Origin of the sequence: Sphingomonas sp. So64.6b (assembly GCF_014171475.1) — a bacterium.
GTDB lineage: Bacteria > Pseudomonadota > Alphaproteobacteria > Sphingomonadales > Sphingomonadaceae > Sphingomonas > Sphingomonas alpina_A.
In genome coordinates, this window is record NZ_CP048817.1 from 165,638 (window position 1) to 180,250 (window position 14,613).

A 14,613-nucleotide genomic window follows, 5' to 3' on the forward strand; every position below is an offset into this window, starting at 1 on the left:
TGGGGGTCGCCGCCACTCGTGCAAGCGTTTGGTCGAGGTATTCCCGTGATCGGTATCGTCAGAGTCGCACTGTCGCGTCCACTCACCTTCATCGTGATGGCGATCCTGATCGCGATCGTCGGCGTGCTTTCGGCGATCCGAACGCCGGTCGACATCTTCCCCAACATCCGCGTGCCGGTGATCGCCATCGCGTGGAACTATAGCGGCCTGTCGCCGGGCGATATGAGCGGGCGGATCATCACGCCGTTCGAACGCGTGCTCACCACCACGGTCAACGACATCGATCATATCGAAAGCCAGTCGATGCCCGGCATCGGCGTGGTGAAGATCTATTTCCAGCCCGGCGCCGATATCCGCACCGCAACCGCGCAGGTGACCAGCGTCTCTCAATCGGTGCTGCGCCAGTTGCCACCGGGGATCACGCCGCCGCTGATCCTCAACTACAACGCCTCGACCGTGCCGATCCTGCAGCTCGCTTTGTCTGGCAAGGGCCTGTCCGAAGGCAAGATGTTCGATATCGCGCAAAATCAGGTTCGCCCCGGCCTGGTCACCGTGCCGGGCGCCGCGATCCCCTATCCGTCGGGCGGCCGGCAGCGCCAGGTGCAGATCGACCTCGACCCCCAGGCGCTGCAGTCAAAGGGGCTGTCGGCGCAGGATGTCGGCAATGCGATCGCTGCGCAGAACCAGATCAACCCGGCGGGCTTCGCCAAGATCGGCGGCTTCCAGTATAATATCCGTCTCAACAATGCGCCCGGCTCGATCGACGAGCTCAATGCGCTGCCGGTCAAGGTGGTCAACGGCGCGACCATCTATATGCGCGACGTGGCGTATGTTCGCGACGGCAGCGCACCGCAGACCAATGTCGTCCATGTCGACGGCTCGCGCTCGGTGCTGATGACTATTCTCAAGAATGGCACGACCTCGACGCTGGCGATCGTGCAGGGGATCAAGGACGCCTTACCGGCGATCCAGGCGACCTTGCCGCCCGAACTCAAGATCGTGCCGATCGGCGATCAGTCGCTGTTCGTCGATGCGGCGGTGTCGGGCGTGGTCAAGGAAGGCGCGATCGCCGCGGCGCTGACGAGCTTGATGATCCTGTTGTTCCTCGGGTCATGGCGCTCGACCGTGATCATCGCGATCTCAATCCCGCTCGCGATCCTTGCCGCGATCATCGCCTTGTCCGCGACCGGTCAGACGCTGAACGTGATGACGCTCGGCGGGCTCAGCCTGGCGGTCGGCATTCTGGTCGACGATGCGACGGTGACGATCGAGAACATCAACTGGCATCTCGAACAGGGCAAGGGCGTGCGCCAGGCGATCCTCGACGGCGCCGCGCAGATCGTCACCCCGGCATTCGTCTCCTTGCTGTGCATCTGTATCGTGTTCGTGCCGATGTTCTTCCTGCCGGGCGTTGCCGGGTTCCTGTTCGTGCCCCTGGCGCTGGCGGTGGTGTTCGCGATGATCGCATCGTTCATCCTGTCGCGCACCCTGGTGCCGACCATGGCAATGTACCTGCTCCGCCCGCATGCCGGAGACCTGCACGCGGCGGGCACACCGACCTCGCGCAATCCGCTGGTCCGTTTCCAGCGCGGGTTCGAGGCGCGCTTCGAACGTATCCGGCTCGCTTATGGCCGGCTGCTCGAACGCGCGCTGGCGACCGGCCGGCCGTTTCTGCTCGGTTTCCTCGCGGTAGTCGCGCTCTCGTTCCTGCTGGTGCCGTTCCTGGGGCAGAATTTCTTCCCCAGCGTCGATGCCGGGCAGATCACCTTGCACGTCCGCGCGCCGATCGGCAGCCGGATCGAGGATACGTCGGCCGCGTTCGACCGGATCGCCGGGCGCATCCGTCAGATCATCCCGGCCGACGAGCTTGTCTCGGTGGTCGACAATATCGGCCTGCCGGTCAGCTCGATCAACACGACCTACAACAATTCCGGCACGATCGGGCCGCAGGATGGCGACATCCTGATTCAGCTGGCGGATGGCCACAAACCGACCGCCGATTATGTCCGCAAGATGCGAGAGACGCTGCCGGGCGCGTTCCCGGGAACGACCTTCTCGTTCCTGCCCGCCGACATCACCAGCCAGATCCTCAATTTCGGCGCACCCGCGCCGATCGACATCCAGATCGCGGGCAAGGATCAGGCGGGGAATTATGCCTATGCGCGGACCATCCTGCGCCGGATCGCGGCGATCCCCGGCGTGGCCGATGCGCGGATCCAACAATCGGCGCGCTACCCCGAATTGAGCGTGGATATCGACCGCAGCCGGATCGGCGGGCTTGGCCTGACCGAGCGCGACGTGACCAACAGCGTCGCCTCATCGCTCGCGGGAACGTCGCAGACATCGCCGGTCTTCTATCTCAACCCGGAAAACGGCGTGTCCTATTCGGTCGTCGCGCAGACCCCCGAATATCGCGTCGGATCGATCAGCGACCTGTCCAATATCCCCGTCACCGGCGCTACCGCCGGCGGTATTGCGCAGGTGCTGGGTGGAATCGGGTCGATCAGCCGCTCGACCTCACCGGCGGTCGTCTCGCACTACAACATCCAGGGGGCGATCGACATCTATGCGACCCCCAATGGCCGCGATCTCGGCGCGATCGCCGGCGACATCAAACATGTTCTGGCCGAGCTCAAGGCAAGCGCCCCCAAGGGCACGACGGTCGCGCTGCGCGGGCAATATGCGACGATGAACAGCGCCTTTTCCGGCCTGTTCTTCGGCCTGATCGGAGCGATCGTACTGATCTATCTGCTGATCGTTGTGAACTTCCAGAGCTGGCTCGACCCGTTCGTGATCATCACCGCGCTGCCCGGCGCGCTCGCCGGGATTATCTGGATATTGTTCCTGACCGGCACGACGCTGTCGGTGCCGGCGCTGACCGGCGCGATCATGTGCATGGGCGTGGCGACGGCGAACTCGATCCTGGTGGTCAGCTTCGCGCGTGAACGGCTCGCCGCGCTCGGTGACTCGACCAGGGCGGCGCTGGAGGCGGGCATGACCCGTTTTCGCCCGGTGCTGATGACCGCGCTGGCGATGGTCATCGGCATGCTGCCGATGGCGCTGGGCCTGGGCGAGGGCGGCGAACAAAACGCGCCACTCGGTCGCGCGGTGATCGGCGGGCTGATCGTCGCGACGATCGCGACGCTGATGTTCGTGCCGGTAATTTTCAGCATCGTTCACCGCAAGCATGCCGAGACACGCGCTGCGAGTGCGGAAAATTTGGAGGAAGTCCATGTCTGAACCCGCTTCCGGTTCCTTGAAGAAGATTGGGGTCGCCGCGGCGATCATCGCTGTCGCGCTCGCCGGCTTCGGTATCTTCGCGCGCAGCCATTCCGATGCACAACTCGCCAGCTGGACCACCGCGCATGCGACGCCGATCGTCACCGTGATCCAGGCCAAGGGTGCGGGCGCGAGCGATGCGCTGACCCTGCCGGGCAATGTCCAGGCGTTCAACAGCGCACCGATCTACGCCCGGACCAACGGCTATGTCCGGCGCTGGTTCGTCGATATCGGCGATCCCGTCCGCGCCGGGCAGACGCTTGCCATCCTCGATGCGCCCGAGGTCGACCAGCAGGTCGAGGCGGCGCGCGCCGATCTGCAGACTGCGCGCGCCAACCGCGCGCTTGCCGCATCGACCGCGACGCGCTGGCGCGACCTGCTCGCCAAGGACGCCGTGTCGAAGCAGGAGACCGATGAAAAGTTCGGTGACCTTGCCGCCAAGTCGGCGATCGCCAGCGCGGCCTCGGCCAATGTCCGGCGGCTCGGCGCACTGCAGGGCTTCACCCGGCTCACCGCACCTTTCTCCGGCACGGTGACGAGCCGCTCGACTCAGATCGGCGCGCTGGTCGCGTCGGGAACGGCGGCGTCCACGCCGCTGTTCACCGTCGCCGATGTCAGCCGCATGCGCATCTATGTCCGCGTGCCTCAGGCCTTTTCGGGGCAGATCCGGCAGGGCATGCATGCCGGCCTGACGGTACCCGAATATCCCGGCCGCAATTTCGACGTGACGCTGACGCGCAGTGCCGGCGCGGTCGACCCGCAATCGGGCACCGTGCTGGTCGAGCTGCAGACCGCCAATGCCGATCGCGCGTTGAAGCCGGGTGCCTATGCGCAGGTCAAGTTCCCGGTCGGTGGCGGCAGCAGCGCCGGCTTGCGCCTGCCGTCGAGCGCGCTGGTGATTGGGTCGAAGGGCACGCAGGTCGCGGTGGTCGGCGCCGACGGCAAGGCGCAGTTGAAGACGATCACGATCGGCCGCGACGATGGCGACAGTGTCGAGATCAGCGCCGGTCTGACTGCCGCCGACCGGGTGATCGACAGCCCGCCGGATTCGCTCCAGAGCGGCGATCCGGTGCGGATCAGCACGACCCCCAGGCCCGGTGCGGGAGCGACCCGTGCCTCGCGCTAGGACCGCGCTGACGGCGGTCGTGGCGGTCACGCTCGCGGGCTGCTCACTCGCGCCGCCTTATGGCGTGCCGCCGGCCCCGATCGCGCCGGTCTATAAGGAGCTGGGCAAGTGGCAGCCGGTGGAGGTCGGTGTTGCGCCCGGCCCGTGGTGGAGCGCGTTCGGCGATACGATGCTCGACGAGCTCGAGGCACGGATCGAAAGCGGCAATCCCGACCTCGCGGCGGCGGTCGCGCGCTATGATCAGGCGCGCGGTCAGCTGCGCGAAAGCCAGGCGGCGCAACTACCGAGCCTGGATGCCGGCGCCAGCGCGGAGCGTGCGCGGGTCTCGGCCGGGCGCCCGCTGAGCAGCAACGGTGCCGCGCGCTATACCGATCTGCGCCTCGGCGGGTCGCTTGCCTATGAGATCGACCTGTTCGGCCGGGTGCGCAATTCGGTCCGCGCCAATGCTGCCGATGCCCAGGCGAGCGAACAGGACGTCGCCGCCGTGCGGCTCGGGCTGCAGGCGACATTGGCCGATTATTATTTCCAGATGCGCGGGCTCGATGCGCGCGCCGTGCTGCTGCGCCAGACGGTCACGGCATTCGAGCGCGCGTTCGAACTGACCGACACGCGGCACAGCGGTGGAATTGCCTCCGGTATCGACGTCAGCCGCTCGGCCGCTTTGCTGTCGAGTGCGCGTGCCGAGCTGTCCGCGGTGGCGGGCGACCGTGCCGCGTTCGAACATGCCATTGCCGCACTGGTCGGGGAGTCGCCGTCGAGCTTCTCGATTCCCGTCGCCGAGACGCAACGCCAGCCGCCGGCTATTCCAGTCGGCGTGCCCTCGACGCTGTTGCAGCGCCGCCCCGATATCGTCGCCGCGGAACGTCGCGTTGCCGCCGCCAACGCGCGGATCGGCGTGGCGCGCGCGGCGCTGTTCCCATCCTTGACGCTCGGCGCAAGCGGCGGGTTCGAGGCGGGCAATCGCGACATCCTCAGCGCGCCGAACGGTTTCTGGGCGCTCGGGCCGCTGTCGGCGGCGTTGTCGATCTTCGATGGCGGCGCGCGCCGCGCGCGCGTGCGGATCAGCCGTGCGCAATATGACGAGGCAGTTGCCAGCTATCGCTCGACCGTGCTCGCCGCGTTTCGCGAGGTCGAGGACGACCTGGCGCGTGCGCACAGTCTCGCTGCGCAGGAACAGGATCAGCAGGCCGCGACCCGCGCCGCAGAGCGCACCCGCGACCTCGCGCTGATCCGCTACCGCGACGGCGCGTCGGACTATCTCGAAGTCGTCACCGCACAGACCGCCGCGCTCGATGCGCAGCGGTCCTTACTCGAGGTGCAGAGCCGTCGGCTGCAGATCGCGGTCGATACGGTTCGCGCGGTCGGCGGCACGACGGCCGAATGATCGATCAGGCAGGAATGCGGTGCATCGCGCACAGCTTGTTGCCCGCCGGATCACGCAGATAGGCGAGGTAGAGCTGGCCGAAACTGCCCTGGCGGATGCCGGGCGGATCCTCGCAGGTCGACCCGCCATTGGCGATACCGGCGGCGTGCCAGGCATCGACCAGCTCCGGAGTTTCCGCAGCGAAGCCGATCGTCGCCCCGTTCGCACATGATGCGGGCTTGCCGTCGATCGGCTTGCTGATCGCGAAGATGCCGGTCTGCGTCACGTAGAAAACGCGGCCCTTATCGTCGATCCTGCCAGGCTTCACGCCCAACACATCGAGCGTGGAGTCGTAGAATGTCTTGGACACATCGATGCTGTCCGCACCGACCATGATATGACTGAACATCTTTTCTCTCCGCTGTAATGTCCCGTCGGTCGAATGCCGGAGATCATCCGCCCTGTCGACCGGCTACGCGTTGGCACGGCAAAGCGACGGCGGTTGACGGCTGCCGATCGATTGCGCGATCGGTGGCTCATGGACGATCTCATGCCCAAGCAACACTTTGCCGATGCGCTGATTAGCGCAGCGCCGAGCGGATCCATTCCGCCGGAGCAACGCATCTTCGCGCCCTTTATCGGATCGTGGAGTCTTGCGATCAACTGGATCGATCTAGAAGGAAGGGTCGAGCGCGAGGAGCGTGGAGAGTGGCATTTCTCCTGGGTGCTCGACGGGTGCGGGATACAGGATGTGTGGATCTGGCCGCCGCGTGCCGAGCGCGAGGCGCGACCCGGCGTGGGTGAATATGGCACGAGCCTCCGCTTCTACGACGCCGATCTCGGCGCCTGGCAGTCCATATGGGTCGGACCAGCGCACCGCTATGTGCGGCGCTTCACCGCGAGTGGTGTGGCGGGCGAGGTGACGCTCCAGACGCAGCCGGATGAGAAACCGGCGATGCGCTGGACCTTCCACGACGTGCAGGCCGATTCGTTCAAGTGGCGCAACGAAGTGTATGAGGATGGCCGCTGGCGCGTGCAGCAGCGGTTCGTCGCGCGGCGAGTCTGATCACCGCCGTAGTAAGGGCCACGCACCAGCGATTTTCCCGTGCAATCCGCGTCGGCAGCGCGGGCTGCCGATCAGTCATTTGATCGGCGGTTCCCACAGTTCGATCGCATTGCCTTCGGGATCGTGGATGCGGGCGAACTGGCCGATCGACGGGTCGTTCCATTCCGGCTTGGTGATGATGTCGATGCCCGAAGCGTTGAGCTGTTCGAGCAGCGAATCCAGATCGCGCACGCGCAAATTGAGCATGAACTGCTTGTCGGCGGCGAAATAGTCGGTCTCGTGCTTGAACGGCGCGAACACCACCGGGCCACCCTCTGCCTGCCATGACCATTCGTCCGGCGTCGCGCCCTCGGTCGTGACGCAGCCCGCGCCGATGCCGAGATGCTCACGGTACCAGGCGGACAATGCGTCCGGATCCTTCGCGCGAAAGAACAGGCCTCCAATTCCCAATACCGGCATCGTCCGTCTCCTTTTATTCGGTTTCGACCATATCCCGTCCCGCCGCCGCGTCGAGCAAGCGGCGTTCGATCGTTTTCAACCGCGGTCCGCCGGCGATCTTGTCGCCGAGCAAATCGGTCAGATAAAAGGTATCGACCGCGCGCTCGCCATAAGTGGCGACGTGCGACGAGTGGATCGTCACCTTCGACTGGAAGAGCGTGTAGGCAAGCTGGTGCAGCAGCGCCGGGCGGTCGCGGGCATTGACCTCGACCACGGTGAAGCGGTTCGACGCCTTGTTGTCGATCAGCACATTGGGCGCGATCTCGAATGCTTCGGCGCGCGTGCGGGGCAGGGGCTTGGCCATCAGTCGGTCGAGCATCTTGCCGCGATTGGCGAGCGCGTCCTCGATCGCGGTCTGCAGCCGGTCGAGCTGCCCGGCATCGTCGAACGGGCGGCCGAACGGGTCCTGGACGAGGAAATTGTCGAGCGCCATGCCGTCGCGCGTCGTGTGGATGCGCGCGTCGATGATGTTGCCGCCCGCGACATGGATCGCCCCGGCGATGCGGTAGAACAGGCCGGGATGGTCGGCGGCATAGACAGTGACCAGGGTCGCGCCGCGTTCGGGATAGACCTGCGCCGCGATCGATAGTTGCGCGCCATTCGGTCCCGGGCCGGCCGCCTCGATCAGCCGGGCATTGCGCGCCAGCACATCGTCGGGTTCGGCCACCCAATAGGGTTCGGGCAAGCGCTTGACCAAGCGAGCGAAGGTCGCCTCGTCCCAGCCGAGCGCCGCCTGCAACGCCTCTTGTTTGGCCGCGATGCGTTCGGTGCGGCCCTTCTGCTTGTGGCCAAGGCGCAGCACTTCTTCGGCGGATTCGTAGAGGTCGGACAGCAATTGGCGTTTCCAGCCGTTCCACACCCCCGGACCAACCGCGCGGATATCGACCACGGTCAGGGTGAGCAGCAAGCGCAGCCGTTCCGGGCTCTGCACGGCTTCGGCGAAATCGAGGATCGTCTTGAAATCCGACAGGTCGCGCTTGAACGCGGTCGCCGACATCAACAGATGCGCGCGGACCAGCCAGGCGACCGTCTCGGTCTCCGCCGGAGAGAGGCCGAAGCGTGGGCAGAGCCGATGTGCGACCTCAGCGCCGAGCACCGAATGGTCGCCGCCGCGTCCCTTGGCGATGTCGTGCAGCAGCACCGCGACGTAAAGCACGCGGCGCGACACGATCTGCTTCATGATCGCGGTGGAGAGCGGGTGATCCTCGTTGAGCTCGCCATGTTCGATCTTCGACAACAGGCCGATCGCGCGGATCGTGTGCTCGTCGACCGTATAGTGATGATACATGTCGAACTGCATCTGCGCGACGACACGGCCGAAATCGGGCACGAAGCGTCCGAACACGCCCGCCTCATTCATCCAGCGCAGCACCGTTTCGGGATCACGCGGACTGGTCAGCACGTCGAGGAAGAAGGCGTTGGCCTCGGGATCCTTGCGGATGTCGTCGGCAAGTTTCGCATCGCGCGCGGCGGCGCGCATCGCCAGCGGGTGGATTTCCAGCCCATGCTTGTCGGCGAGGGCGAACATCTCGATCAGTCGCACCGGTTTCTTCACCAGAAAATCGTCCGACGGCAGCGTAATCCGGCCGCGTTCGAGCCGGAAGCCGTTGAGCTTGCTCGGATGACGCCGAAGCGTCGGCAGGCCGAAGCGGCGCCCGCGCGCGGCGAACTTCTCGTCGAGATGCGCGAGGAAGACGCCAGTCAAATTGCCGACGGTCTTGGCCTGCAGGAAGTAATATTGCATGAAGCGCTCGACGCTCGATTTGCCCGGGCGATCGGCGAAGCGCAATCGCTCGGCGATCTCGCGCTGCAGGTCGAAAGTCAGCCGGTCCTCGGCGCGGCCGGCGATGCTGTGCAGCTGGCAGCGCACCGCCCAGAGGAAATTCTCTGCGCGGTGGAACTGGCGATATTCGTCGGCGGTCAACAGCCCGGCACCGACCAGCTCGGCCGAGCTTTGCACGTTATAGGCGTATTTGCCGATCCAGAAGAGCGTATGGAGATCGCGCAGGCCGCCCTTGCCTTCCTTCACATTGGGTTCGACGACGTAGCGCGTGTCGCCCATCTTGCGGTGACGGATGTCGCGCTCGACCAGCTTGTCGGCGATGAAGGCGCGCGCGGTGTCGGTCTGTATCTCCGCCTTGAAACGCCGCGCGGCTTCTTCATACAGTTCGGTATCGCCCCACACATAACGCGCCTCGAGCAGGGCGGTACGGATCGTGATGTCGCTCTTCGCCTGGCGCACCATCTCATCAAGCGAGCGGCTGCTATGGCCGACCTTCAGGCCAAGATCCCATAGCGCATAGAGCATGGTCTCGATCACCTGCTCGCTCCACCCGGTCTGCTTCCAGGGGGTGAGGAAGCCGATGTCGATATCCGAATGCGGCGCCATCTCGCCGCGGCCATAACCGCCGACCGCGATCAGCGTGAGCCGTTCCGAGGCGGTCGCATTGTTGACCGGATAAAGCCGGGTGACGGTGAAATCGTAGAGCAGCCGCAGCAGCTGGTCGGTCAGGAACGCCTGGGCGGCAGCTGCCTCGAGTCCGCGCGAAGGGTGTTCGACCAGCCGGCGCGCGATCTCCGCACGCCCGGCGTCGAGCGCCGCCTTGAGCTGCATCGCGGCGGCGCGGCGCAGCGCGACCTTGTCGTCGCCCTTCAGCGCGGCGAGCGTGTCGGCAAGGGCGCGGCGATCGATGATCGCGCGGCGCTGGGGTAAGGAGTCGAAGCGGCCGGTCATGCGGATCAGATAGTGGGTTCCGCGGCTTGCGTCACGAGCGATAGTTTGGGCACATGATACGGGGTGATCCCGCGCACCGATCGTGTTTGAAGGCAGCCATGACGAACAATCTTCATCCGCTCGACCGGCCCGTCTGGAATTCGCTGACCACGCGCCAGGCGCATCTTGCGCTCGGCGATACGCGTGCGCTGCGTTATGCGCCGGCGATCAACCTGTTCGGCGCCGCAGCCGATAACAGTCCGGCCAATCTGTTCGCGCTCGCCTGCCTGTTGCCGCCGGGCGGAACGCTTGGGCTGGTCGAGGCCGGCGACGTGGCGTTGCCGCCAGACAGCGCGATCCGGTCGCGCGCGACGATCAATCAGATGGTGCTGACCGAACTGAATGCGCCCGGATCGCAGATTGGGGGCGATCCGATCGACTTCGTCGCGCTGAGCGATGACGACGCACCGGAGATGCTCGCGCTGGCGACGCTGACCGCGCCGGGACCGTTCTTCGCCCAGACCAATCGGCTCGGTGATTTCATTGGCGTGAAGCAGGACGGGCGGCTCGTCGCGATGGCCGGCGAGCGGATGAAACCGACCGGCTTCACCGAGGTCAGCGCGGTATGCACCCATCCCGACCATCGCGGCCATGGCTACGCCCGCGTCCTGATGCAGATAGTGATCGAGCGCATTCTTGCGCGGAATGAAACGGCATTCCTGCACGTCTATCCTGGCAATGGTGCGATCCCGCTTTATGAAGCGCTGGGTTTCTCGTTGCGCGCGGCGATGACTTATACGGTGCTGGAGCGTAGCTGAATCGGAACAGTCAGATCGCGGTAATCAGGAATCGATCGCAACGATCCGCGCATCGCTTTCGAGTTGAAGCGCACGGTCGCGAACGATGACCGTCGCGCCGGCCGCCTGCATCGGCACATACATCGTGCCTTGCCGGGTCGCGAAGAGCGCGCCGCGCGCCTTGCTCTCGGCGTCGCGAAAGGCGAGCCACGCTTGCTGGGTCTGGCGCAGCGTCTGCGCCGCGGGCCGGGGCAGAGTACGCATCAATATCGCATAGGCGGCATTCATGCGGCGATCATAGGCGCGCGCCGCGTCCACTTCGCATTGGGTCTGGCCGGCGGTCGACGCGTTGGCGGCATCGTCGAGGCAGCGGGTCAGCGCGACAGCGGTCGCGTCCCCCTGAGGCGTCGCCGCCATGCCTGTCGATCCGATGCCGGCCAGCAGTATGATCGACGGCTTGATCATGTTCGCCATCCTCATCACCGGTCACGCTGGACCCGTGATTTCCGCACCGCGACAGCGCCACCGATCGTCACAGCCAGCCCGATCCCGATCAGGAACATCGCCAGCGTATTGCCGCCGATTTCACGACTATTGGCGGCGCTGATCGCCCGTGCCGCACTGTCCGCATCCGTCGCGGTCATTGCGGCGGCGAAGGCGGTGTCGCGGCATTTCTCCAGCATCCCCGGCTCCTGATCCGCGCCGCGATCCCTGACCTGCTCCTGGCACTGTGTCACCATCGCGGAATCCGCCTGGGGCGGGCCGCCGGTCAGGCTCAGGATCGCGCCGGCGGCGAGCAGCACCAGGCCGAGGATGACCAGCAGCAGCGGATATTTCTTCAGCACCATCGACTCCCGTCACACGACCGCTTTGTCGCCAGCAGCTTTAACGGGCGATCGATGGCCTTTGTTTCGCCGATCCGGAATAGAGCATGTCGTTCAGTGCGTAAGCGTCACCGCCCTCAACCATTTCCCTCGCGCGCCAGCGCCTTGAGCCGATACAACACCTCCAGCGCTTCGCGCGGGGTGAGAGCATCGACGTCGAGCGTTTCGACTTCGGCGCGGATCGCGTCGCTTTCCTCCTCCGCCGTCTCGACCATCGCGGCGAACAGGGGAAGGTCGTCGAGGCCGGCGGCAAGGCCACCGGTTTTCGCACGACCTGCCTCGAGTTTTGCGAGGACCGATTTCGCACGCGCGATGGTGATCGGCGGCAAGCCGGCGAGACGGGCGACGGCGAGGCCGTAGCTGCGGTCGGCAGGCCCTTCGGAAACCTCGTGCAGCAACACCAGCTCACCCTTCCATTCGCGGGCGCGGACATGGTGCAGGGTGAGTGCGTCGCAGCGTTCGGCGAGGCGGGTCAGTTCGTGATAATGCGTCGCGAACAGGCAGCGGCAGCGATTATCCTCATGGATCGCCTCGACCACAGCCCAGGCGATAGCGAGGCCGTCATAAGTGCTGGTGCCGCGCCCGACTTCATCGAGGATGACGAAGCTGCGCGGGGTCGCCTGTGCCAGGATCGCGGCGGTTTCGACCATCTCGACCATGAAGGTCGAGCGGCCGCGGGCGAGATTGTCCGACGCGCCGACCCGGCTGAACAGCCGATCGACCAGGCCAAGTGTTGCGGAAGAAGCGGGCACATAGCTGCCGGCTTGCGCCAGCACCGCGATCAGTGCGTTCTGGCGCAGGAAGGTCGATTTGCCGCCCATGTTCGGGCCGGTGACGAGCCACAGGCGCGAGTCCTCGGACAAGCGGCAGTCATTGGCGACGAAGCGTTCGCCGCGCTTGGCCAGCGCGTCCTCGACCACCGGATGGCGGCCGCCTTCGATCTCAAAACAGGCATGGTCGACCAGAGCCGGGCGAGTCCAGCCGCCTTCGCTGGCGCGTTCGGCAAGGCCGGCGGCGACGTCCAGCCGGGCAAGCGCATCGGCGGTTGCGGCGATTGGTTCGCGCCGGTCGAGTGCTGCTTGAGTCAGGTCTTCGAGATGCGCAGCCTCGGCGGCGAGCGCATGCGCACCCGCCTGAGTCACCTTGAGCGCGACCTCATGCAGTTCAGGCGCGTTGAAGCGCACCGCGCCGGCCATGGTCTGGCGGTGCGTGAAGCCGCTTTCGGGTTTCATCAAGGCGTCGGCGACACGCGCCGGCACTTCGATATGATAACCGAGCACGCCATTGTGGCGGATCTTCAATTGGGCGATGCCGGTACGCGAGCGATAATCGGCTTCCAGCGCGGCGATGGCGCGCCTGCCGCCGGCGCCGGCATCGCGCAGGTCGTCGAGCGCGGCGTCGTACCCCGGGGCGATATAACCGCCGTCCGAGGCATCGATCGGGGGCGAGGGGGCCAGCGCGCGGGTCAGCAGGTCGATCAGCGCGCTATGCCCGCGAAGCTGCGGCGCGAGCATGGCGAGCAACGCGGGCGGCTCGTCAACGCGGTCGAGCCGCTCGCCCAATCGCCCACTGAGACTCTGGGCGCCATTGAGCCCGTCGCGGAGCTGACCAAGATCGCGCGGTGAGCCGCGTCCCGCCGCGAGCCGGCCGAGCGCGCGGCCGATATCGGGCAGACTGCGCAGGGTGGCGCGGAGCTGTTCGCGCAGGCCTGAATCATCGGCGAGCGACTGGACGAGGTTGAGCCGGTCCTCGATGCCCGTACGGTCCATCAGCGGTGCGCCGATATCGGCGGCGAGCAGGCGCGCGCCGGCGCCGGTGACGGTGCGGTCGATCGCGTCGAGCAGGCTGCCCTTGCGTTGCCCGGTTGCGGTCTGAGTCAGTTCGAGACTTTCGCGCGTCGCGGCATCGATCGCCATCTGGCGCGCCGCCTGATGCAGGCGCGGCGGGCGCAAAAAGGGTAGCGACCCGCGCGCGGTATGGTCGAGATAGGCGACCAGTCCGCCCGCCGCAGCGAGGGCGGCGCGGCTGAACTGGCCGAAACCGTCGAGCGTCGCGACGCCGAACAGCTCCTTCAACCGCGCTTCACCGCGCGCGCTGTCGAACTCGGTTTTCGGGCGCAGCATCGTCGCCGCCTCGCCGAATGCGGTTGCGTCCGACGCGATCGTCTCGGCCGGATTGAGCCGGGCGAGTTGCGCGCCGAGGCCGGCCGCATCGGCCTCGATCAATTCGAAACGGCCGGTCGAGACGTCGGCGGCGGCGATCGCCACTGAGCCTTGCGCTTCGCCGATCGCGACGCACCAATTGGCGGTGCGCGCGTCGAGCAGCGCCTCTTCGGTCAGCGTACCGGCGGTGACGACGCGGACGATGGCGCGGCCGACCAATGTCTTGCCGCCGCGCTTCTTGGCTTCGGCCGGGCTTTCGGTCTGTTCGGCCAGGGCGACGCGGTGGCCGGCCTTGATCAGGCGCGCGAGATATCCTTCAGCCGAATGCGCGGGTACGCCGCACATCGGGATCGGCACGCCGTCATGCTCGCCACGCGCGGTGAGCGCGATGTCGAGACAGGCGGCGGCGATCTTCGCGTCTTCGAAGAACATTTCGAAGAAATCGCCCATGCGATAGAAAAGAAGGCAATCATCGGCCTCCGCTTTCAGCGCGAGATATTGCGCCATCATCGGAGTCGGGGCGGGGAGGTCTGGACGGGAATCTGGGTGGGGGCCATGGCCATTCGGTTAGCGGGAAATTCCCGGCTCGTCATGCCGGAGTTAGGCCCGCGCGACGCAATAAATAGAGCGTGGATTTTCATAGCAGGTGCGGACCGGCCTTATGCGCCCGCCGCCCGGCGGCAATCCTGTTTGCGACAATAAGAAAGAGCGCGCCGATATGGAGC

Annotated in this window: 11 protein-coding genes; 5 read left to right on the plus strand and 6 right to left on the minus strand. The window is 66.1% G+C overall.

The window, feature by feature from the left end:
* The first annotated feature begins 45 nt into the window (after positions 1-45).
* The 3 genes from G4G27_RS00810 to G4G27_RS00820 are packed head-to-tail and all read left to right on the plus strand — an operon-like array spanning position 46 to position 5,789.
* Positions 46-3,240 (plus strand): efflux RND transporter permease subunit, encoded by a 3,195-nt coding sequence (locus G4G27_RS00810; protein ID WP_183111258.1) that lies wholly within the window; start codon positions 46-48, stop codon positions 3,238-3,240.
* Complete coding sequence (locus G4G27_RS00815; protein WP_183111260.1) at positions 3,233-4,405, plus strand: efflux RND transporter periplasmic adaptor subunit; 1,173 nt, start codon at positions 3,233-3,235, stop codon at positions 4,403-4,405. The genes G4G27_RS00810 and G4G27_RS00815 overlap by 8 nt, the downstream gene beginning before the upstream one ends.
* On the plus strand, positions 4,392-5,789 hold the full coding sequence (locus tag G4G27_RS00820; protein ID WP_183111262.1) for an efflux transporter outer membrane subunit: 1,398 nt from the start codon (positions 4,392-4,394) through the stop codon (positions 5,787-5,789). Before G4G27_RS00815 ends, G4G27_RS00820 begins: the two co-directional genes overlap by 14 nt.
* 4 nt (positions 5,790-5,793) lie before the next feature.
* On the opposite strand, the gene G4G27_RS00825 is transcribed toward G4G27_RS00820, so the two are convergent.
* Entirely contained in the window at positions 5,794-6,177 is a 384-nt protein-coding gene (locus tag G4G27_RS00825; RefSeq protein ID WP_183111264.1) for a VOC family protein, read from the minus strand.
* 141 nt (positions 6,178-6,318) lie between these two features.
* On the opposite strand from G4G27_RS00825, the gene G4G27_RS00830 reads away from it, so the two are divergent.
* The gene (locus tag G4G27_RS00830) at positions 6,319-6,834 is read left to right on the plus strand and encodes a hypothetical protein (protein ID WP_183111266.1); all 516 of its coding nucleotides are present in this window, start codon (positions 6,319-6,321) and stop codon (positions 6,832-6,834) included.
* Between the two features lie 75 nt (positions 6,835-6,909).
* Here G4G27_RS00830 and G4G27_RS00835 read toward each other — a convergent pair whose 3' ends face one another.
* Positions 6,910-7,293, minus strand: coding sequence for a VOC family protein (locus tag G4G27_RS00835; RefSeq protein WP_183111268.1), 384 nt, complete (start codon positions 7,291-7,293; stop codon positions 6,910-6,912).
* A gap of 13 nt (positions 7,294-7,306) precedes the next feature.
* Positions 7,307-10,066, minus strand: coding sequence for a [protein-PII] uridylyltransferase (locus G4G27_RS00840; protein WP_183111270.1), 2,760 nt, complete (start codon positions 10,064-10,066; stop codon positions 7,307-7,309).
* Between the two features lie 98 nt (positions 10,067-10,164).
* Here G4G27_RS00840 and G4G27_RS00845 point away from each other — a divergent pair, with 98 nt between their 5' ends.
* Positions 10,165-10,863 (plus strand): GNAT family N-acetyltransferase, encoded by a 699-nt coding sequence (locus tag G4G27_RS00845; protein WP_183111272.1) that lies wholly within the window; start codon positions 10,165-10,167, stop codon positions 10,861-10,863.
* Positions 10,864-10,887: 24 nt separating this feature from the next.
* Here G4G27_RS00845 and G4G27_RS00850 read toward each other — a convergent pair whose 3' ends face one another.
* The 3 genes from G4G27_RS00850 to mutS form a co-directional block, all read right to left on the minus strand.
* The gene (locus G4G27_RS00850) at positions 10,888-11,307 is read right to left on the minus strand and encodes a lysozyme inhibitor LprI family protein (RefSeq protein WP_183111274.1); all 420 of its coding nucleotides are present in this window, start codon (positions 11,305-11,307) and stop codon (positions 10,888-10,890) included.
* 14 nt (positions 11,308-11,321) lie between these two features.
* Positions 11,322-11,690, minus strand: coding sequence for a hypothetical protein (locus G4G27_RS00855; protein ID WP_244624496.1), 369 nt, complete (start codon positions 11,688-11,690; stop codon positions 11,322-11,324).
* 113 nt (positions 11,691-11,803) lie between these two features.
* Positions 11,804-14,398, minus strand: coding sequence for a DNA mismatch repair protein MutS (gene mutS / locus G4G27_RS00860; RefSeq protein WP_183111276.1), 2,595 nt, complete (start codon positions 14,396-14,398; stop codon positions 11,804-11,806).
* Between the last annotated feature and the right edge of the window lie 215 nt (positions 14,399-14,613).

What these genes read in the sequence shown, in the direction of transcription:
- G4G27_RS00815 (WP_183111260.1), top strand. Translation starts at nt 3,233, where the DNA reads ATGTCTGAACCCGCTTCCGGTTCCTTGAAGAAGATTGGGGTCGCCGCG.
- G4G27_RS00825 (WP_183111264.1), bottom strand. Translation starts at nt 6,177, where the DNA reads ATGTTCAGTCATATCATGGTCGGTGCGGACAGCATCGATGTGTCCAAG.
- G4G27_RS00830 (WP_183111266.1), top strand. Translation starts at nt 6,319, where the DNA reads ATGCCCAAGCAACACTTTGCCGATGCGCTGATTAGCGCAGCGCCGAGC.
- G4G27_RS00835 (WP_183111268.1), bottom strand. Translation starts at nt 7,293, where the DNA reads ATGCCGGTATTGGGAATTGGAGGCCTGTTCTTTCGCGCGAAGGATCCG.
- G4G27_RS00840 (WP_183111270.1), bottom strand. Translation starts at nt 10,066, where the DNA reads ATGACCGGCCGCTTCGACTCCTTACCCCAGCGCCGCGCGATCATCGAT.
- G4G27_RS00845 (WP_183111272.1), top strand. Translation starts at nt 10,165, where the DNA reads ATGACGAACAATCTTCATCCGCTCGACCGGCCCGTCTGGAATTCGCTG.
- G4G27_RS00850 (WP_183111274.1), bottom strand. Translation starts at nt 11,307, where the DNA reads ATGATCAAGCCGTCGATCATACTGCTGGCCGGCATCGGATCGACAGGC.
- G4G27_RS00855 (WP_244624496.1), bottom strand. Translation starts at nt 11,690, where the DNA reads ATGGTGCTGAAGAAATATCCGCTGCTGCTGGTCATCCTCGGCCTGGTG.
- mutS (WP_183111276.1), bottom strand. Translation starts at nt 14,398, where the DNA reads ATGATGGCGCAATATCTCGCGCTGAAAGCGGAGGCCGATGATTGCCTT.